Origin of the sequence: Methylobacterium sp. V23 (assembly GCF_002917135.1) — a bacterium.
Classification (GTDB): domain Bacteria; phylum Pseudomonadota; class Alphaproteobacteria; order Rhizobiales; family Beijerinckiaceae; genus Methylobacterium.
In genome coordinates this window covers 88,486-107,382 of sequence record NZ_PDHT01000014.1, presented here as the reverse complement: position 1 = coordinate 107,382, position 18,897 = coordinate 88,486, and the positions used below count along the sequence as shown (strand labels likewise).

The window sequence follows — 18,897 nt, the reverse complement described above, 5'->3', positions numbered from 1 at the left end:
CCGGGCTCCAGGACAACGGGCCACATCTAGGACGATATTGATATTATAGGTAATCATGCCGGAATGGCTGGATGCAAGGATCAGCTATTCAATCCTTTCAGCCGTTGAAAACAAAAGGGTTTTCGGAATGCGTCGGTTTCATCGGCAAAAACCCTGGCCTGGACGACATTCCTGAATTCGGGGATGTTCGGGACGCCAAGGGGCCAGGGAATACCGGCCCGGTCGGCACGGATGCGCACCCACGGCGGGTCGTCGGAAAACCGGGGAATGGAATGAAGAAAACGCACTGCTGAACGAGAACGGGCGCCCTGGGGGGCAAACCCCAAAGCGCCCGAAATCCCGACGTCGTCCCGCAAGCGCCCACGAAGCCACAGCGGAGGCGACGTCACCATCGCCGACCTTCCGGTCGGCAACCGAGACCCGTGAGTGCCGGGTCACGGAGCGATCGTGCACGGCTGCATCACGAAAGCAAGCCTCCGTGCCGCGCTCCGCCTGACCTCGGCCTCACCCTGAATGGGTAAGACCGAAGATGTCCACAGCTGACTCCATGAACCAGGCCGGGGGAACCCGCCCCGACGGCGGCCGCTCCATGCCGCCGCCGTTCGTCCCGCCCCTGATCTCCGACGCGTCCCGCAGGATCATCGTGCCGCAGAAGGGATCCCTCCGCGGCGCGCTGGTGACCCGCGACGGGAAGCCCCGGATCATCAACTACGAGAGCAACGCCGAGCGCAGGGTCCTCCTCGTGCTCCTTGCCCGTCCCGACGTCGTCGACGTCCGGGAGCAGGTCGAGCCGGTGAGGTTCGTCGATGCCGACGGGAAGGCGCGCGGGCATACCTTCGACTTCAAGGTGCTCCGCCGTAACGGCCAGACCACCCTCATCGCGGTCAAGCAATCGCAGTGGGTCGAGCGGCACCCGGAGTTCCAGGAGACGCTCGCCTGCATCGCCGCGCAGGTCCCGCGCTCGATTGCCGACCGCGTCGTCCTGATGACCGAGCTCGATGCCTCCAGGGACGCCGTCCACAACGCCAAGCTGATCCACAGCGTGCGGGCCGACGGGACCGAGTCGCACGTCGACGCTCTCAGGAAGATCACCGCCTCGCTCATCGGCACCACGACGGTGGGCAGCCTCGTCGCCGCCAGCGGTCTCTTCGGGCTCGGCTTCCGCGCCGTCGTGCGCCTCATCGACGACGGCACCCTGCGCGTCGTCGGCACCACCCGCATCGATTACGGGACCAAGGTCACCCTGGTCTCTCGCTCGGAGGACCGGCCGTGAACGACCTTTTCAACATGCCCCATCCGCGGGTCCCGATGCTGCGGTTCGGCCGCTACGACCGCATCCGCATCGGCTCCGTCGAGTACGGAAATCCCCAGGCGGTCGAGGGCGGATACGTCCTTCACCGCGTCGACGCGCCCGATTTGGCGCAGGAGTTCTCCCACGAGGAGATCTGGCTGCTGAGCAAGCGCCGGGACTGGACGCTGGATCCGGACTGGTACGCCCCCAAGAGCGCCCGGTCGCGGCTGGCGACGGGAGTCGCTTCCCTCGACGATCTCGCCGCGAAGGAACTGCCGGACGTCGTCTGGAAGTGGCAGTTCTGCACGCGCTTCGTCCGGAAGTACGAGGCGGGCGAGTGCAACAAGACGCCGGCTTCCCTCAAGCTGGCCATCGCGGAGATCTACAAGGACCTTCGCGTCCTCGAAATTGCGGCCATGCCGCCTGGCCGGAAGCCAGGGAAGAAGCCGGCCCGCGGTGCGCGGACGTCGCGCCACGGCACCGCCCGCAAGCCCAAGGCGTACGCCGGGAACAAGACGCTGATCGAGGTGCGGGAGCCGCCCAGCGCCACCACGCTCCTGCGCTGGCTCGACCTTCTGGAGAAGCGCGGCTTCAGGCCGGCAAGCCTCCGGGACGGCCGCTACCGCAGCGGATGCCGGACCCCGCGCATCCAGGGCGAGGCGCTCAAGCTCATGGTCAAGCATGGCAACTGGTACGCGACGCTGGAGCGTCCGACCATTGCCAACCTGCATCGCGACCTCGCGGCCGACATCGATGGGTTGAACCTCAGCCTTCCGGAGGCCGAGCGGATCCCGTGCCCGTCCCGCAAGGCTCTCAGCCTGTACGTCGCCGGCTTGGGACGCTTCCATGTCCATGCCGGCCGCTACGGCATTGATCAGGCGAAGCGGCGGTTTGCCGTCATCACCTCCGGCAATGTCGTCGTGCGTCCCTTCGAGCGCATCGAGATCGATACCTGGACGGTCGACCTCAAGACGTTCCTCACCAACCGGGGCCTGTGGGACCGCCTCAGCCACAAGGTCCGTAGTGAGGTCGGGCGGATGTTCCTCTGCACGGCCATCGACGTGGCCAGCAAGGTCATCACGGGCGCGTGCCTCAGCGATACGCCGAGCGTGGCCGCCGCGCTCACGGTGCTGCGGATGACGCTCACGGACAAGCGAGCCTTCGGCCAGGCCGCCGGCGCCGCCTTGCCGTGGGATCAGCACGCCACCTTCGAGGCGATCAGCGCCGACGGCGGTCCGCAGTTCAACAATTTCGAGTTCATCAACACGGTGGCGCTGCTGGGGCAATCGCCGGAATTCCCCTCCGGCGGCGTGCCCGCCCTCAGGGGTACGAAGGAAAGCTTCTTCCGGACCATCGGCACGCAGGCGGTCGGCCGCCTGCCGGGAAAGACCTTCAACAACGTCGTCGCCCTGGCGGGTTACCAATCTGACGATCACCTGTGCATCGAGACGCCGGACCTAGTCGCTCTGCTGACCCGGTGGATCGTGGATGCCTACCACGGCAGCCCCCATGACGGCCTCGGCGGCGAGACTCCTCACGATGCCTGGAACCGGCTCACGCGGTTGTACGGGCTCCAGCCGGCACCCGACCGCAACAAGGTCCGGGCCATCTTCGGGATCCCGCTGACGCGCCGGCTGGGCAACGGAGGCATCAGGGTCCTGGGCCTTCGGTACTGGTGCGAGCCGCTCCAGGCGCACTTCCTCGCCCACGGCTTCGTGGACATGGACGTCAGGCTAGATGCCGGCGACGTCTCCGAGATCTCGGTCCGGATCGGCGAAGCCTGGCATGTGGCCTCCTGCACCCGCGAGGGGTTCGAGGACGTGACCATGGAAGCCTGGATCCGGACCTGCCGGGACCTCGCGTCCATCCATGCCGCCGGGGCCGCCATCACCGAAGGCGCAGTGCATGCCGCCATCCGCGCCGCCAACGCTCTGACCCAGGAGGCCATGGCCCGGGCCGGCATCTCCTCCATCCCGCCGACCGAGGCCGACGTCACGCGCGCTGAGAATGAGCTCATGCAGGGCTGGACCATGCCAGAAATCGCACCGTCGGAAGACGTGCGGACCGTCACCGACCCCCTCGACGGCGGCATTCCCGTCACCGGTGTCGACCGCCGGGGCACGCCCCCGGTCGGACCGAGCGACTTCACCTTCGAGAGGTAGGCGGCAATGTCCGATCCCAACGTCAGCGATGATCCCGCGGGCCGCATCCGGGCCGCCATGACCGAGGAGGCGCGGTTGCGGTCGCGCCTCATGGAGGACGTCAGGCATGCCTATGTCCGCACGGCGCGCGACACCTTGCTCAGGGAGCACTTCGAGTGCCTCGTCGAGGACCTGGTCGAGCGCAGGGAACGCGACCACCCCGAGACCTCCGAGCAGCGTGCGGCGCGCCTCGAAGGGAATATCATGGTGGTCACCGGCGACAGCGGCGCGGGGAAGAGCACCGCGATGCGCAAGCTGTTTTCGGACAGCCCCTACGCACCCGGCTACGGCATCGTCGGCGCGCGCTGCCCGGTCCTCACGGTCCGGGTGCCGTCCCCGTGCAGCGTCGGAGAGCTCGGCCGGTCCGTCCTTCGCGCGACCGGCTACGAAATCAAGCGGGCCAGGCTGTCGGGGCCCGAGATCTGGGGCATCGTCCGGGGTCGTCTCCAGGCGCTCGGCATCCTCGTATTGCATCTGGACGAAGGTCAGGACGCCCCGCTGACCATCGACATCGTCGAGAGGGTCAAGCTGCGCAACCTGTGGAAGTCCCTGCTCGTCGACGAGATCCATCCCATCGGCCTGATCATCTCCGGCTTGCCCGGGATCGAGGATTTCCTCCATCCCGACCGCCAGCTCGTCCGTCGCGGCGCATGGCAAAGCTTCGCGCGGCTCGACCCGGCCGTCGACAGCCATCTCGTCTCCGCATCCGTGAAGGAGCTCGCCGACATCGCGGGCCTGAAGACCGACGAGGAAACGGTCGTGGCCATCGTGCCGCGGCTGCTCCACGCGGGCTCGTACATGCTCGGTATCACCATCGAGGAGGTCCACGATGCGATCCGCATGGCCCTCAGGAAGAAGCACTCCACGCTCACCCTGGACCACTTCGCCGACGCGTACGCGTTCAGGACGGGGTCCTTCGCACCCTGGAACCCGTACCTGGCGCACGAATTCACCGCCATCGACGTGACGCGGATCCTGGCGACGTCGGAGCCGCTGCCTCCTGAGCCGACGCCCAAGAAGGGCAAGGGTAAGGGAAAGGCCGGCGGCGCATGACCGGTTTCCCGCTCCAACTCACCATTCCCCTGATGACCGGGGAGAGTGCCTGCGCCTATCTCTCCAGGCTCGCCGCCCGGAACTGCGTCCCGTGCGTGAAGCATTTCTGCGCCGACATGAACCTGGATTTGCGGGCGATCCTTGATGGCCGCCCGCCCGAACTGGAGCGGCTCGCCGCGCTGGCCGGCACTCCTCTGGCGGCCTTGGAAGCCGCCAGCGTCAGGAAGGATCCGGGAGGGTTCTCCATCCGAGGCCACCGCATGGTGGCCTCGGCGCTCAGAAGGAATGCCTTCCACGTCTGTCCAGCCTGCATCCAGGCCGACGTCGAGGCATCCGACCTGCCTCCGGCGGTCGCGGCCTACGGCAGGCTGGACTGGATGGTGGCCGCGATCAGGACCTGTCCGATCCACGATTGCGGCCTCGTCTGCCTCGGCACCAGCCTCGCTCAATGGGATTTCACCGCCGTGTTGCGCCCCCATCTGGGACGCCTCCACGAACTCGACGGGGAAGCCGCGAGGCGGCCGGCGTCGGAATTGGAGCGATACGTGCTGGCCCGGCTGGACGGATTTTCCGGCGATGCGCCGTTCCTCGACAGGCTTGAGGTGCACGTCGCGGCGCGCTTCTGCGAGGTGCTCGGGGTACTCGCCCTCCATGGACGAGGGGCAGCCTTCGAGCGCCTTGATGAGAATGACTGGCATCTCGCGGGTGCGGCCGGTCTCGCCATCGCCGGCTCGGGCGAGGACGGCATCCGCGCGTTCCTGGTCGACCTTCAGCGTGCCTACCCTCATGGTCGTTCGGTGAGTGCCGGACCGCGTTCGCCGGCCAGCGACCTCCGCGTCTGGCTTGGCGGCAACGCCCATGAGGCTGCGTACCGGCCGCTTCGGGAGAGCGTCAGGCGCCTCCTCGAAGAGGGCCCCCCAGCCGACGTCGCCGACAAATCGGGGCCGCTTCATCGATTGCGCTGGATAGTCCCGTCGGCCGAAGCCGTGACGAAGGGCTCGAAGTCCACTCGAAAACGCCTCCGCAGGATCCACGCCGACCTGCCATTCCTCCACCCGGATACTTTCGTTATGGACGACCATCAGACCCGGACCGCCGGAGCCCCTGGACAGGGTCTCACCCTCCGGGGCGCCCTCGACGTCCTGGGCTGCGGCATGCCGCTGTTCCAATCCCTTCTTGCCCACGACCTCATACGACCTAATCCGGCTTCCGACCCCGGGATCTGGAAGCATGACTACGCACCCGTTCCCCTTAAGGCCTTGCTCTCGCGCCTTCTCGCTGGCGCCCTACCTGTCCAGGAGGTCGGCAGGGACATGCTCCCTATCGACGAGGCGGCAGCGGAAGCCGGGTGCACTCAAATCGAAATCATCAAGCTGTTGCTCCACCGGCGGCTGAACGCGGTCGGATTTGAGAGGGAGGTCGGTGGGATCGGTGGATTGCTCGTCCGCCCCATCGAGGTTGCCGTTTGGACCGGGCCGCAGACGGTCGAAGGGCCGACGCTGCCTGAGGCTCAGGCGGAACTAGCCTTGAAACCGGGGGTAATCGCGGCCCTGGTCGACATGGAGCTGCTCAAAACCGCGGATGTCGTTGAACCCTTGGGCCGCACATCGGTGCGGATCATCCCGCAATCCTCATTTGCGGCTTTCACGGAGGGGCACATCGACTCCGAAGAAATCTCCAGGACGATGAACCGGGGTGTCTTCAACACGGAGGAATGCCTCAAGCGGGCCGGGGTCCAGCCACTTTGCGAGGTAAAACAGCTTGGCACGAAGTTTTATCCGAGGTCGGTAATCAACGGATACAAACATCGGTTGGACACTAAAAGTTACACGTCGTGGCCGAAAGAGTTCACAGTTCATTGGATAATGGGAGTAGCGTACCCTACCAGCATGGATGTCCCATGAAATAACCGCTTATGAAAAAAGGCCTCGGTGCTCAACCGGGGCCTTTTTCATGACTAAGACGCAGCACGTCTCTCGTGTGTTTTCGCCATATAATTATTCTCAAAAGTACCACCTATCTGTGTCGACCATACAAGTTAGTCAATCTTATCAAAGTCTTAGCGTTTCGAAAATTGTCAAATATTGGGGTGCGTAGCATCCGCGGGTGCCGGAGGATCGAGGATCGGAGCCTGAGAACACCGTGGCCGCGGGCGCCTTGGGCAGCACCGCCGCGTATTTCGGCCGGACGCGCTTTGGCCTATCAGGCCCTCATGTCCACCATGCCCGTCGCGCCCGACGACATCGCCCACGTCATCCAGGTCGCCCTCGCGCCCGCGTTCCTGCTGACGGCGCTCGCGACACTCCTCAACGTGTTCTCGACGCGCCTCGGCCGCGTCGCCGACAAGGTCGATGCCGCGGCAGCCGGCCTGCGGACCGCGGACGCCCACGAAGCCGTGCGCCTCTCCCGGCAATTGTCGTACCTGCGGCGGCGCTCCTTCGTGCTGGACGCGGCCGTGGTCCTGGCCTCCGCCGGCGCGGTGATGACCGGGATCGCGGTGCTGACCCTGTTCGTCGGGGCCTTGCGCGATGCCGCGACCGCCTGGATCCTGTTCGTCTGCTTCGGCGTGGCGCTGGTCTGCACGGTGGTCGCGGTCTGTGCCTTCCTCGTCGAGATCCTGATGGCCGGGCGCGGCATCCGGGACGAGGTCGACCGCCAGCAGGAGCATGCGGAGGAGCGCGGTGCCTCCTGAGCCGCGCGCGGACCGGCCTCGCTGCGGACGAGGGGCAGGCGTGCGCGCCAGCGGTCTCGATCATTGGGCCGCACCCTGATACGCGCCAGTCCGCCGGCAGGGATGGGACGAGGTCCGATGAGCGTCGAGACAGTGAAGGCGGAGGTCGTCGTCGTCGGGGGCGGCATGGTCGGGCTCGCCTCCGCGATCGCCCTGCGGGACCGGGGCCTCGACGTCCTGCTCTGCGACCCCGGGGAGGCGCGGGCCCGGACCTCCTACGGCAATGCCGGCGTGATCAGCCGGGGCTCGATCTTCCCGATGTCGAGCCCGGCCCTCTGGGCCAAGCTGCCGACCTACCTGCGCAACGCTGACCGGGGCCTGCGCCTGCGCCACACCCACGTCGCCCGTGTGTTGCCCTGGACGGCGCATTTCCTGGCCTCCGCCCGGACCTCCGCCTGGGAGCGCGCCGCCGGTTCCCTGCTGCCGCTGACCAGCGCGGCGCTGCCCGCGCATCTCGCCCTGGCCGAGCGGGCGGGCGCCGGCCACCTGCTGCGCCGCTGCGGCTGGATCAAGCTCTACCGCACCCACGCCGCCTTCGCCGGCGCGGCCCTGGAGCGCGCGATCCTGGGCCGGCACGGCGTGTCCTTCGAAATCCTCGACCCGGACGACATCCGCGCCGCAGAGCCGGCGCTGATCCGGTCCTACGCCCAGGGCATGCTCCTGCCGGAAACCGGCGCGGTGAGCGATCCGGGCGGGCTGCTGGAGGCCTATCAACAGCTCTATCTCGGGCTCGGCGGGCGAACGCTCCGGATGGTTACGACGCGCCTCGAGCCCGAAGCGGAGGGCTGGAGCGTCCGCCACGACGGCGGCACGGTGCGGGCGCGCCAGGTCGTCCTGGCGGCCGGCGCCGCCTCCGGCGAGATCGCCCGCGGCCTCGGCTACCGCTTCGCCTTCGCGGCGGAGCGCGGCTATCACGCCCACTACGCCCTGCACCCCGACAGCCCGCCCCTGACCCGCCCGGTCCTGGACACCGGCGCCGGCTCGATCATCGCGCCGATGGGCGAGGGGCGCGTGCGCGTGCTCTCCGGGGTCGAGCTCAATGCCCGCGAGGCGCCCCCCGACTACGTTCAGATCGAGGCCGCCGCGCAGGAGGCGGGCGGAACGCTGCGCCTGGGCGCGAGTCTCGACAACCGTCCCTGGATGGGGGCGCGCCCCTCGACACCGGACGGCCTGCCGGTGATCGGCCCGGCGCCCCGGCATCGCGGCCTGATCTTCGCGTTCGGCCACGGCCATATCGGCCTGTCGACGGGCCCGATCACGGGGCGCCTGGTGGCCGATCTCGCCACCGGGGCCTCGCCCGCCGTTCCGGTAGCGCCCTTCGCGCCGCAGCGTCTCCTGGGATGGCCGCGGTGGAACCCGGTGCAGGGGCGCCAGCGCGCGGATTGACGCCCTTCGCCGGAGGCGCCATGCCGGGGGGTAGCAACACTCCCTCGTCCGAGGACATCCGTCTCCATGCGCCTGAGCGTTCGCCTCGACGGGGGCCTGTGCCGCCGTTGGCACCTCCGGCTGATCGAACGCCTCCTGCACCGCCCCGGGCTGTCGGTGTCCCTCGACCTGTCGCCCGGACCCGGCGCCCTTCCGCCCAACGCCGCGCTGTTGTTCGAACTCGAGGCGATGCTGCGCCGGCTGCCGCGCACCGGGCCGGCCCTGCGGGTGGAGCGCGCGGATCTCCTGGCCCGTGCCTCAGCGGCTGTCGGGGCGCCCGACCTCATCCTCGACCTCTGCGGTGACGCGGTGGCCCCGCCCGGCGTCCCGGTCTGGCGGCTGGCCTTCGACGGGGCCAGCGGCGAGGCGGCCCTGCTCGCCTCGCTGCTGGCCGGGCGCCCGCCCGTGGTCAGCCTGACCGAGGGCGGGCGCGTCGTCGCCTCCGGGCGCGTCGGAACCGAGGCGCGGGGCATCATGCTCACCGCCTTCGAGGATGCCCTGGTTCGGACCACGAGCCTGATCCTGGCCGCCCTGGGCGGAGCGGGGCCGCGGCTCGCGTCCGACGGAACCCCCGTCCCGGGGCCGGCGCCGACGGGCTTCGCGGCGGCCGCCCTCGCGGCGCGTGCCGTCCGCACCTGCACCCGGATGACGGGCCGCCTGCTCTACGCCCTCTGCACCTGGGCGCCCCATTGGCGGGTCGGCTGGCGCCGGCTCGAGGGTCCCGACCTCATCGACCTCCAGGCCCATCCGGAGACCGGCTGGAACACCCTGCGCGATGACGGGCGCCGCTTCTACGCCGATCCGTTCCCGATCACCGATGCCGCCGGCACGGTGCTGTTCGTGGAGGATTACAGCCACGTCCTGCAGAAGGGCGTGATCTCGGCCGTGCGCTTCGGCGCCGACGGCCCTCTCGGGGCGCCGGTGCCGGTGCTGGAGGCCGCCCACCACCTCTCCTATCCCTTCGTGTTCGCGGAGGGCGGCGCCTACTGGATGGTGCCCGAGAGCGGCGCCACCGGAACCCTCGACCTCTATCGCGCCACCGCCTTTCCCGGCGGCTGGGTGAAGGAGGCGACCCTGATCTCCGGCCTGAATGCCAGCGACCCGACCCTCCTCCGGCACGACGGACGCTGGTGGCTGTTCGCGACGGTGCGGGACGACGGCGAGCAGGACGGCCCCTTCGCGGCCTGGGGGTCGTATTCCGACAGCCTGCACCTCTGGTCCGCGCCGGATTTCCGCGGGCCGTGGACCCCGCATCCCGCAAATCCGGTGCTGATCGACATCGCCGCCGCCCGGTCCGGCGGCCGCATCGTCGCCCGGGACGGCGCCCTGTTCCGTCCGGTGCAGGATTGCCGCGACGGCTATGGCGGGGCGCTGGGCCTTGCCCGGATCCGACGCCTCGACGAGGCGGGCTATGCGCAGAGCGTGGAGATGATCCTGCGCTCGGGCCCGCGCTTCCCGGGCACCGGCCTGCACACCCTCAACCGGACGACGCATTTTGAATTCATCGACGGGGCCGGACGCGTTCGCCGACGCTTCCGCAGCGGGACGGCCGTCGCTTCCGAAACCTGACGTTTCGCAGTCACTTACGTCATCACGGACATTTTAATCCCCGCCCAGGAACATTCACGGTCGCCCACGCTTGTGCCACCGCTGGTGGGGCGGGGTGTCCGGTCCCCCGCGCGCCCGATCTCACATCGTCCTGCTTCGAACGTCCGGAAGGGCCCCCTCATGGCCGAGCCGCTCTCCCCTCACACGGCTGCGATGCGAAATCCCTCGGACCGCGCCCTGCGCGGCCTCGATGCCCTCAATTTCTTCCTCGCCGACGTCCGCGACGGGCTCGGTCCCTACCTGGCGATCTACCTGATCGCCGTGCGCGGCCCGGACCAGGGCTGGAACGAAGCGACCACCGGTCTGATCATGACCATCGCGGGCATCGCCGGCCTGGTCGCCCAGACGCCGGCCGGGGCGCTGATCGACCGGACCAACCACAAGCGCGCCATCGTCATCGCCGCAGCCGTGGCGGTGACCGTGAGCTGCCTCGTCCTGCCCTTCATCGCGAACTTCTACGTCGTGGCTGCGACCCAGTCGGTGGCCGGTATCGCCGGGGCGATCTTCCCGCCGGCCCTCGCCGCTATCACCCTCGGCGTCGTTGGCCCGAAGATGTTCGCCAAGCGCATTGGCCGCAACGAGGGCTACAACCATGCCGGCAACGCCGTCTCGGCGGCCATCGCGGGCGGCACGGCCTACTTCTTCGGACCGATCGTGGTGTTCTGGCTGATGGCCCTGCTGGCGGTGTGCAGCATCGGCGCCATGCTGATGGTGCCGGCCGATTCCATCGACGACGACCTGGCCCGCGGCCTCGACCAGACCGAGACGCAGGCCCGCACCGAGGGGCAGGAGGAGCCCTCTGGCCTCACCGCGCTCCTGAAGAACAAGTACCTGCTGGTGTTCGCGGTGCTGGCCGCGCTGTTCCATCTCTCGAACGCCGCGATGCTGACCTCGGTGGGCCAGCTGCTGACGAAGCTGTCCGGCAAGGACAACGCCACCTCGCTGATCGCGATCTGCATCGTGGCGGCACAGCTGGTGATGGTGCCGGTGGCGGTGTTCGTCGGCGCCAAGGCCGATGCGATCGGGCGCAAGCCGATCTTCCTCGCCGCCTTCGGCGTCCTGGCGATCCGCGGCGTGCTCTACGCCCTGTCCGACAACCCGTTCTACCTCGTGGGCGTCCAGCTCCTCGACGGCGTCGGTGCGGGAATCTACGGCGCCCTCTTCCCGGTGATCGTGGCCGACCTGACCCGGGGTACCGGTCGCTTCAACGTCTCGCAGGGGGCGGTCGCCACGGCGCAGAGCCTGGGCGCGGCGCTCAGTGCGACACTCGCCGGCGTCATCATCGTCTCGGCGGGCTACTCCACCGCCTTCCTGTCCCTGGCAGCCATCGCGGGTCTGGGCTTCGCCCTCTACCTCTTCGCGATGCCGGAGACGCGGGGCTACGAGCCCGGCCAGTCCGGCGCCGATGGCGGCGGCCTGACGCCTGTCCCCGCGACGGCGGCCTGACCCGTATGAGCGCCACCGACGACATCCTCGCCTTCGCGCATATCGGCGACCTGCACCTGACCGACGCCGACGCCGACAACGCCCGCGACGTCCATGCGATCGTGGACCAGATCAACGCCGTGGACGGGCTCGATTTCGTCTACGTGCCCGGCGACAACGCCGATGACGGAACGCCCGAGCAGTACGCCCTGGTGCGGGCCGAACTCGACCGCCTGCGCCGGCCGGTCCACGTCATCACCGGCGACCACGATATGGAGGGCGGGAGCCTCGACGCGTTCTATCAGGGGCTCGGCGCGCCGCGCCTGCCCTATGCGGTGACGGTGTCGGGCAGCCGCTGCCTGTTCCTCGACATGTGCGGGCCGGGCTCCGGCGGGCCGGATTTCCGCCTCGGCGCCGAGCAGGTCGCCTGGCTCCGCCAGGAGGTCGATGCGGCCGAGGCGGCGGGACAGGACTGCGCCCTGTTCATGCACAGCTACCCCGCCGACCTGACGGGGGAGGGCGAGGCCGCAACGGTCGCCGCGCTCGTGCACGGCTCGCGCATCCGCCTCGTCGAGATGGGGCACACCCATTACAACGAGCTCGCCAATGACGGCCGCACCATCTACGCGGCGACTCGCTCGACGGGGCAGATCGAGGAGGGGCCGGTCGGCTACGCCATCGCGGCGATCGACCGGGGCGTGGTGAGCTGGCGCTTCAAGGAGCTGGCGCAGCGCTGGCCCTTCGTGGTGATCACCGCGCCGGCCGACCGCCGCCTCGCCCATGCCGAGGATCACATCGTCTCGGGCACCACCGAGATCCGTGCCCTGGTGCTCGGCGCCGGGCGGACCGCGGTCTGCGAGTTCAGCATCGATGGAGGTCCCTGGCGCCCGATGCGGCGCGCCGAGGGCGACCGCCGCTTCCGGGCCACCGTCGATTGGCCCGCGGGCGCCGGGCGCCTCACGGTCCGGGCTCAGGATGCCGAGGGCGGCGTCGGCGAGGACCGGATCGAGCCGGCCGGCGATGCGAGCGCCCTGGTCACCTCCAAGGGCCTCGGCAGCGACGCCGATGCCGTCGGCGCCTGGCCGGACCGGGGCATCCTCGGCACCCAGCTCGGCCCGAACCGCAACGGGCGCCACTGGTGAGGCGCAACCGCCCCGCCTGACCCTACTCTCTTTCAAGGACGCCGAGCCCGATGGGTGCGCTGACGCTGACCCCGAACCTTGTCACATGGGCGATCGCCGCCGTGGCCACCCTGGGGGTGATCACCCGTCCGTTCTCATGGCCGGAGGCGATCTGGGCCGTGCTGGGCGCCGCGGCCCTCGTGGTGTTCGGCCTGATGCCGGCCGGGACCGCCTGGGAGGGCGTCCTGAAGGGCACGGACGTCTATCTCTTCCTCATCGGCATGATGCTGATGTCCGAGGTGGCGCGGAAGGAAGGGTTGTTCGACTGGCTCGCCAGCATCGCCGTGCGGGCGGCGAAGGGCTCGGCCACCCGCCTGTTCACCCTGATCTACGGGGTAGGCACGGTGGTGACGGTCTTCCTCTCCAACGATGCCTGCGCGGTGGTGTTGACCCCGGCCGTCTACGCCGCAACCAAGGCCGCCAAGGTCGAGAACCCGCTGCCCTACCTCCTGATCTGCGCCTTCATCGCCAATGCGGCGAGCTTCGTGCTGCCGATCTCGAACCCGGCCAATCTCGTGGTCTTCGCCGAGCACATGCCGCCGCTGACCCAGTGGCTGGCGATGTTCGCGCTGCCCTCGGTGCTCGCCATCGTCGCCACCTACGCGACCCTGCGCCTGACGCAGAATTCCGTCCTGCGCGATCAGCAGGTCGCCACCGACGTCCCGGCATCACGCCTGTCGCGGACCGGTCTCGTCGCCGGCCTCGGCATCGTCGCCACCGGCGGCGTGCTCATCGGTGCCTCGGCCCTGGGGCTCGACCTCGGCCTGCCCACCTTCGTGGCCGGCGGCCTGACCACGGCGGCCGTCCTACTGATGAAGCGCGGCGGCCTCGTCGAGGTCGCCAAGGACGTCTCCTGGAGCGTGCTGCCCCTCGTGGCCGGCCTGTTCGTGCTGGTCGAGGCCCTGGAGAAGACCGGTGTTCTGCGGATGATCGCCGATGCGCTGAAGCAGTCGGCCGCCGCGTCGCCCGTCGAGACCGCCTGGGGCGCCGGCACCCTGATCGCGGTGCTCTGCAACCTCGTCAACAACCTGCCGGCCGGTCTCATCGCGGGCGCCGCGGTGCAGACCGCTCACGTGCCCGACAAGGTCGCGGGCGCCGTCCTGATCGGCGTCGATATCGGCCCGAACCTGTCGGTGACGGGGTCGCTCGCCACCATCCTCTGGCTGACCGCGATCCGCCGCGAGGGCCAGGACGTCGGCTTCTGGCGCTTCCTCAAGCTCGGGCTGCTCGTCATGCCGCCCGCGCTGCTGCTGGCGCTGGCCGGCCTCCTCCTCCTCTGATCCGTCGCGTCTTCAGCCCGAAGTCCTTGGCCCGAAGTCCCTAGTCCAAACTCCCTCGCCCGAAGTTTCCAGCCCCAGGTCCCCCGTGAACGCCGCACTGCTCTATCCCTTCATCCTCGTCGCGGGCGTCCTGCAGGCGCTGGGCAATTCGATGAACGCGCAGCTGCGCGGCCGGCTCGTGAACCCCTGGCTGGCCGCCTCGGTCTCGTTCCTGCCCATCGTGTTCGTGTTCGCGACCCTGTTCCTCGTCATGCCGACGCCGCTCCCGACCCTCGAGACGCTCGGCAAGATGCCCTGGTATGCACCGCTCGGCGGGGTGGCGGGTGCGGTGGCGGTGTTCGGCGGGCTCGCCTTCATCGACAAGGTCGGGGCGGGGCCCTTCAACGGACTGACGCTGACCGCCAACATCCTGGCCTCGCTGGCGATGGATTCCTTCGGCCTGTTCGGGCTCCAGGGCGGCGGCTTCAAGCTGATGCCCTGGCTCGGGGGTCTGCTGATGGCCGTCGGCGTGTTCTTCATCGCCCGGACCACCGCCGACACGGGCGGGGACAAGGATGGCGGGCACGGCCTCAACCCGAAGCTGCTCTATCCCTTCATCGTGGTGGCGGGCATCCTGCAGGCCGTCGGCGTCGTCTGGAATTCCCAGCTGCGCGGCGCCCTGGTGAACCCCTGGCTCGCCGCCACCGTCTCCTTCCTGCCCGTGGTGTTCGTGTTCGTGCTGGTCTTCCTCGTGCGCCCGACGCCCCTGCCGACGCGCCAGGACGTGTCCGGGGTACGCTGGTGGATGCCGCTCGCCGGCATCACCGGGGCGGTGGCGGTGTTCGGCGGCCTGCTTTTCGTCGACAAGGTGGGGGCGGGCGCCTTCAACGGGCTTCTCATCACCGCCAACCTTCTGACCTCGGTGGCCCTCGACCATTTCGGCTGGGTCGGCATGAAGCAGGTCAAGGCCGGGCCCGCCCGGCTCGGCGGCGCCGCCCTGATGGTCGCCGGCATCGTGCTGATCTCGGTGTTTTGAGCCGCACCTACGTATTCGAAAACGCGAAGCTTGAGGACAAGCGGTTGCAGCCGCCGGGAAACGTTGGCCTTTTCGGCGCCCGGCGTGCTAAACCTCGGACGATCCCGCCCGGAGCCGATCCGCGTCAAGGGTGTGTGGACAGCCTCTCGTGCCGCCCGATTGCCGTCTCCCGGCCTAGTCCGGCGCGCGTCACGACCTGATCGGTCACCGAACTCCGGCGCCCGGACCGCCCACGCGGCCGCGCCGACGGGCATCTGCGACGCCGCGCCGAGCGCGTGCGGGAGGGTTCAAGGACAGGAATGCAATGAGCGACGAGACCGACGCCCGGACCCGATCCGAAGAGCGCGCCGAGCGGGCCGAGCGGATGGCCAAGGAAGGCGCCCAGGCCATGGCCGAGCATCTCGCCTCGGTGAAGGCCGTGGACGAGCGGACGGTGAAGCTGCGGGCCCTGCGCCTCGCCAAGGAGGCTGCCGACGCCGAGGCGAAGGCCGCTGCCCCGCCGCCCGCGCCCAAGCGCAAGCGGTCCTGAGTCGGTCCGGCGGAGGAGAAGCCATGGCATTCGATCGCTCCCGTCGACCAAGCGACCCGCGACAGGCCGCCGAGGCGGCCTTCAAGGCCGCCACCACCAAGCCCGTCGAGACCGCCAAGCCCGTCGGAACGGCCAAGCCGGTCTCCGCCACGTCGGCCGCCCCGGCCTCGGCCGTGCCCGGTGCCCGCGAGATGGTCAGCCTGCGCCTCGACCGCGCCGTGCTCGAGCATTTCCAGAAGGACGGTCCCGGCTGGCAGGACCGGATCAACGCGGCGCTCAAGGCTGCCGCCGGGCTCTAGAGTTTGCCGGGGATCAGGGGGAGCCGGTTACCCCAAAAAGCCAAACGTCCAGACAGGAATCAAGGGTCTGCCTGGCTCGAGACGAGCCCGACAGACCCTCGGCCGAGCCGCTTCGCGCAGCGCGGCTGCGTGTCCCGGTCGCCGGGCATCGTCTCTGCCGCACCGGTCGCCGGTTCGGCCCATGAGCCCTAGCCGAATCCGCCCCGCTTCAGCCGCATCACGGTTCGGTCGAGATCGCCGAGGAACGCGGAGCGGTCCCGGGCCGAGAACGGCTTCGGCCCGCCGGTGACCGCTCCGGCCTCGCGCAGGTCCTGCATCAAGTTGCGCGTGGCCAGCGCCAGGCCGATGCCGCTCTCGCTGAACGGCTTGCCGGTGGGCGCGAGCACCTCGGCGCCCGCCTTCACGCAGCGGCTGGCCAGGGGCACGTCGGCCGTGACCACGACGGCGCCGGGCCGGGCCCGCTCGGCGATCCAGTCGTCGGCGGCGTCGAACCCGTCGCTCACCACCACCCGCTCGATCCACGTCTCCCGGGGCAGCGCCAGGAAGCTGTTGGCCACCACGTAGACGTGCAGGCCATAGCGGCCGGCGACCCGGTAGGTCTCGTCCTTCACCGGGCAGGCGTCCGCGTCGATGTAGACGACGATGGACCGGGGCGGTGCTATCTCGGTCATTGCGCGGCGACCGCATGCGGCGGCACGCCCGTTTCCACCGTCTCCGCCCCGACCCGCTCCAGGGTCGAGACGCTCAAGGGCTGGCCGCGCCCGCGGAGGGCGTGCGCGCCGAGGGCCCGGGCGCGAATGCCCGCGGGCAGGCGCGCGATCCGGGCGAGCAGGTCGTCGGAGACGAGGATCTCGGTGCCGAGGGGCCGGCACAGGGATTCGATGCGCGCGGTGACGTTCACCGCATCGCCGAAATACGCGATCTTGTGCCGGTCGACGCCGACTTCCGCCGTGACGATCGAGCCGCCGTGCAGGGCGGCGCGCAGACGCGGCACGGTGCCGAACCGTGCCATCCAGGCCTCGGATTCCGCATCCAGTCGATCCATCACGTCGAACACGCAGGCGACGCAGCGCGCATCCTTGAGGCCGCGGGCCATCGGCCACGTGATCATCGCCATGTCGCCGATGTAATCGTCGATGGATCCGGCGTTGCGCCGGACCGGTTCGGCGAGCGCCGCGAAGACCGCGCCGAGATAGGCCTGGGCCTTCAGGTCGCCGTGGGTCTCGGCGAAGGTGGTGGAGCCGACGACGTCGAGGAACAGGAAGATCCGCTCCTCGCGCACCGGCTGGTGGTAGCGCCCGACCAGGAAGTTCACGAAGACCTCGCCGCCGATGAGATCGCGCATGCGGATGACGAAGACGAGCATCGCCGAGACCGCGAGGCAGTACGCCAGCACCCGCGGGGTGATCCGCACGGCGTGGCTGAGGTCGTCGTCGGTAAGACCGAGGGCCCAGACCAGCAATCCGCCTAGCGCGATGCCGGCCGCGATCATCAGCACGTAGGCGAGCTCGGCCGCGGGCACGTAGAACTTCGCCGGCATCCGGCGCATCCGCGCCTGCAGGCCCCCCAGGATCATGCCCCGGTCGAAGGCGAGCGTCGTGCCGCCCACGGCCAGGCCGTAGGTCAGGCCGGCGAGGGGCGTCGCGCCCCCGGCGAACAGCACGTTGTAGAGGAGGCCCGCGCCGCCGCAGGCGATGAGGATGAGGAGCCAGAACCAGCGGTGCTGCGGCAGCATCAGCGGCGTCCCCCGTGCGGTGTCCCGGCGGGGGCCGGCGGCGGCGATCCGGCAGGGGTGGGGGAGGATGCAGCGCTGCGCAACGGATTGGCCCCTTCGGGGATGGGTCCGCAGGCGGCGCAGCCCCTTGGCGCGCCGAGCTTCGAACCCCGTCCTGATCACCGTCCCATGATGGCGCGAGTAAGGCCAAGGTGACGCAGGCCGGCGGATCGGGGACCGGTGTGGCCGCCATGCGTTGGCAGGGACGGTCATCATCATGGGAGTACGCGGTAGATGCGGAGCAGAACTTTCGGTGCGGCGGGGCCGGCGGTGCCCGTCATCGGACAGGGCACCTGGCACCTCGACCAAGCGGATCACGCCACCGCCGTCGCCACATTGCGGGCGGGCCTCGACGCCGGCCTGACGCATATCGACACCGCTGAGATGTACGGCGAGGCCGAGCCCCTCGTGGGCGAGGCCATCGCGGGCCGGCGCGCGGAGGTGTTCCTGGTCTCGAAGGTCGTGCCGGGCAATGCCAGCCGGGCGGGGGTGGTCGCCGCCTGCGAGCGCTCGCTGAAGCGCCTCGGCACCGACCACCTCGACACCTACCTGCTGCACTGGCCGGGCCGCATCCCGCTGGAGGACACCATCGCGGGCTTCTCCGCCCTCAAGCAGGCGGGCAAGATCCTGTCCTGGGGCGTGAGCAACTTCGACGTCGCCGATCTCGACGCGGCCTCGGCCATCGCGGGACCGGGCCAGATCGCCTGCAACCAGGTGCTCTACCACCTGCAGGAGCGCGCCATCGAGCACGCGGTGCTGCCCTGGTGCCGTCGCAACGGGGTCGCCCTGGTCGGCTACTCGCCCTTCGGCAGCGGCGACTTTCCCGAGTCCGGAAGCAGCGGAGGCCGGGTGCTCGCCCGTCTGGCGGAGGCGCACGGCACCACGGCGCGGGCCATCGCCGTCGCGTTCCTGACACGGGAGGAGGGCACTTTCACGATCCCGAAGACGGCGCGGCCCGAGCGGGCGCGGGAGAATGCGGCGGCGGGCGCGATCACCCTGACGCCGGAGGATTGCGCCGCCCTCGACGCGGCCTTCCCGCGTGGTCCGCGCCCGCGCAGCCTGCCGATGCTGTAGCGGCCCGGGCG

17 protein-coding genes are annotated in these 18,897 nt (G+C 69.7%); 14 read left to right on the top strand and 3 right to left on the bottom strand.

Annotated features, from left to right (window positions below):
* Positions 1-80 precede the first annotated feature (80 nt).
* Positions 81-392: a hypothetical protein gene (locus CRT23_RS27830; protein WP_146056392.1), complete on the bottom strand. Its 312-nt coding sequence runs from the start codon at positions 390-392 to the stop codon at positions 81-83.
* 137 nt (positions 393-529) lie between these two features.
* Here CRT23_RS27830 and CRT23_RS15035 point away from each other — a divergent pair, with 137 nt between their 5' ends.
* From CRT23_RS15035 to CRT23_RS14975, 13 genes are all read left to right on the top strand, one after another.
* Positions 530-1,273, top strand: coding sequence for a hypothetical protein (locus tag CRT23_RS15035; RefSeq protein WP_146056391.1), 744 nt, complete (start codon positions 530-532; stop codon positions 1,271-1,273).
* Positions 1,270-3,453 (top strand): Mu transposase C-terminal domain-containing protein, encoded by a 2,184-nt coding sequence (locus tag CRT23_RS15030; RefSeq protein WP_103710336.1) that lies wholly within the window; start codon positions 1,270-1,272, stop codon positions 3,451-3,453. Before CRT23_RS15035 ends, CRT23_RS15030 begins: the two co-directional genes overlap by 4 nt.
* 6 nt (positions 3,454-3,459) lie before the next feature.
* Positions 3,460-4,545 carry an ATP-binding protein gene (locus CRT23_RS15025; RefSeq protein ID WP_103710335.1) on the top strand — a complete coding sequence of 362 codons (1,086 nt, stop codon included), beginning with the start codon at positions 3,460-3,462 and terminating at the stop codon, positions 4,543-4,545.
* On the top strand, positions 4,542-6,449 hold the full coding sequence (locus CRT23_RS15020; RefSeq protein WP_103710334.1) for a TniQ family protein: 1,908 nt from the start codon (positions 4,542-4,544) through the stop codon (positions 6,447-6,449). The genes CRT23_RS15025 and CRT23_RS15020 overlap by 4 nt, the downstream gene beginning before the upstream one ends.
* A 308-nt stretch (positions 6,450-6,757) precedes the next feature.
* Positions 6,758-7,237, top strand: a complete 480-nt coding sequence (locus CRT23_RS15015; RefSeq protein WP_103710372.1) for a DUF2721 domain-containing protein — start codon at positions 6,758-6,760, stop codon at positions 7,235-7,237.
* Positions 7,238-7,354: 117 nt separating this feature from the next.
* Complete coding sequence (locus tag CRT23_RS15010) at positions 7,355-8,662, top strand: FAD-binding oxidoreductase (protein WP_103710333.1); 1,308 nt, start codon at positions 7,355-7,357, stop codon at positions 8,660-8,662.
* Between the two features lie 66 nt (positions 8,663-8,728).
* Positions 8,729-10,270: a formyl transferase gene (locus CRT23_RS15005; RefSeq protein ID WP_103710332.1), complete on the top strand. Its 1,542-nt coding sequence runs from the start codon at positions 8,729-8,731 to the stop codon at positions 10,268-10,270.
* Positions 10,271-10,429: 159 nt separating this feature from the next.
* Complete coding sequence (locus CRT23_RS15000) at positions 10,430-11,755, top strand: MFS transporter (RefSeq protein WP_103710331.1); 1,326 nt, start codon at positions 10,430-10,432, stop codon at positions 11,753-11,755.
* A gap of 5 nt (positions 11,756-11,760) precedes the next feature.
* Complete coding sequence (locus CRT23_RS14995) at positions 11,761-12,876, top strand: metallophosphoesterase (RefSeq protein WP_103710330.1); 1,116 nt, start codon at positions 11,761-11,763, stop codon at positions 12,874-12,876.
* 50 nt (positions 12,877-12,926) lie between these two features.
* Positions 12,927-14,195, top strand: a complete 1,269-nt coding sequence (locus tag CRT23_RS14990; RefSeq protein ID WP_103710329.1) for an arsenic transporter — start codon at positions 12,927-12,929, stop codon at positions 14,193-14,195.
* Positions 14,196-14,280: 85 nt separating this feature from the next.
* Positions 14,281-15,210, top strand: coding sequence for a DMT family transporter (locus CRT23_RS14985; protein WP_056278025.1), 930 nt, complete (start codon positions 14,281-14,283; stop codon positions 15,208-15,210).
* Positions 15,211-15,514: 304 nt separating this feature from the next.
* Entirely contained in the window at positions 15,515-15,739 is a 225-nt protein-coding gene (locus CRT23_RS14980) for a hypothetical protein (RefSeq protein WP_055956977.1), read from the top strand.
* 23 nt (positions 15,740-15,762) lie between these two features.
* Positions 15,763-16,038 carry a BrnA antitoxin family protein gene (locus CRT23_RS14975; protein WP_055956975.1) on the top strand — a complete coding sequence of 92 codons (276 nt, stop codon included), beginning with the start codon at positions 15,763-15,765 and terminating at the stop codon, positions 16,036-16,038.
* Positions 16,039-16,226: 188 nt separating this feature from the next.
* Here the strand turns inward: CRT23_RS14975 and CRT23_RS14970 are convergent, their stop codons facing one another.
* Both CRT23_RS14970 and CRT23_RS14965 read right to left on the bottom strand, forming a co-directional pair.
* Entirely contained in the window at positions 16,227-16,709 is a 483-nt protein-coding gene (locus CRT23_RS14970; protein WP_103710328.1) for a YaiI/YqxD family protein, read from the bottom strand.
* On the bottom strand, positions 16,706-17,773 hold the full coding sequence (locus tag CRT23_RS14965) for an adenylate/guanylate cyclase domain-containing protein (protein WP_103710327.1): 1,068 nt from the start codon (positions 17,771-17,773) through the stop codon (positions 16,706-16,708). Before CRT23_RS14965 ends, CRT23_RS14970 begins: the two co-directional genes overlap by 4 nt.
* A gap of 273 nt (positions 17,774-18,046) precedes the next feature.
* Here CRT23_RS14965 and CRT23_RS14960 point away from each other — a divergent pair, with 273 nt between their 5' ends.
* A complete protein-coding gene (locus tag CRT23_RS14960; protein ID WP_103710326.1) occupies positions 18,047-18,886 on the top strand; it encodes an aldo/keto reductase in 840 nt (279 codons plus the stop codon).
* Positions 18,887-18,897: the final 11 nt, after the last annotated feature.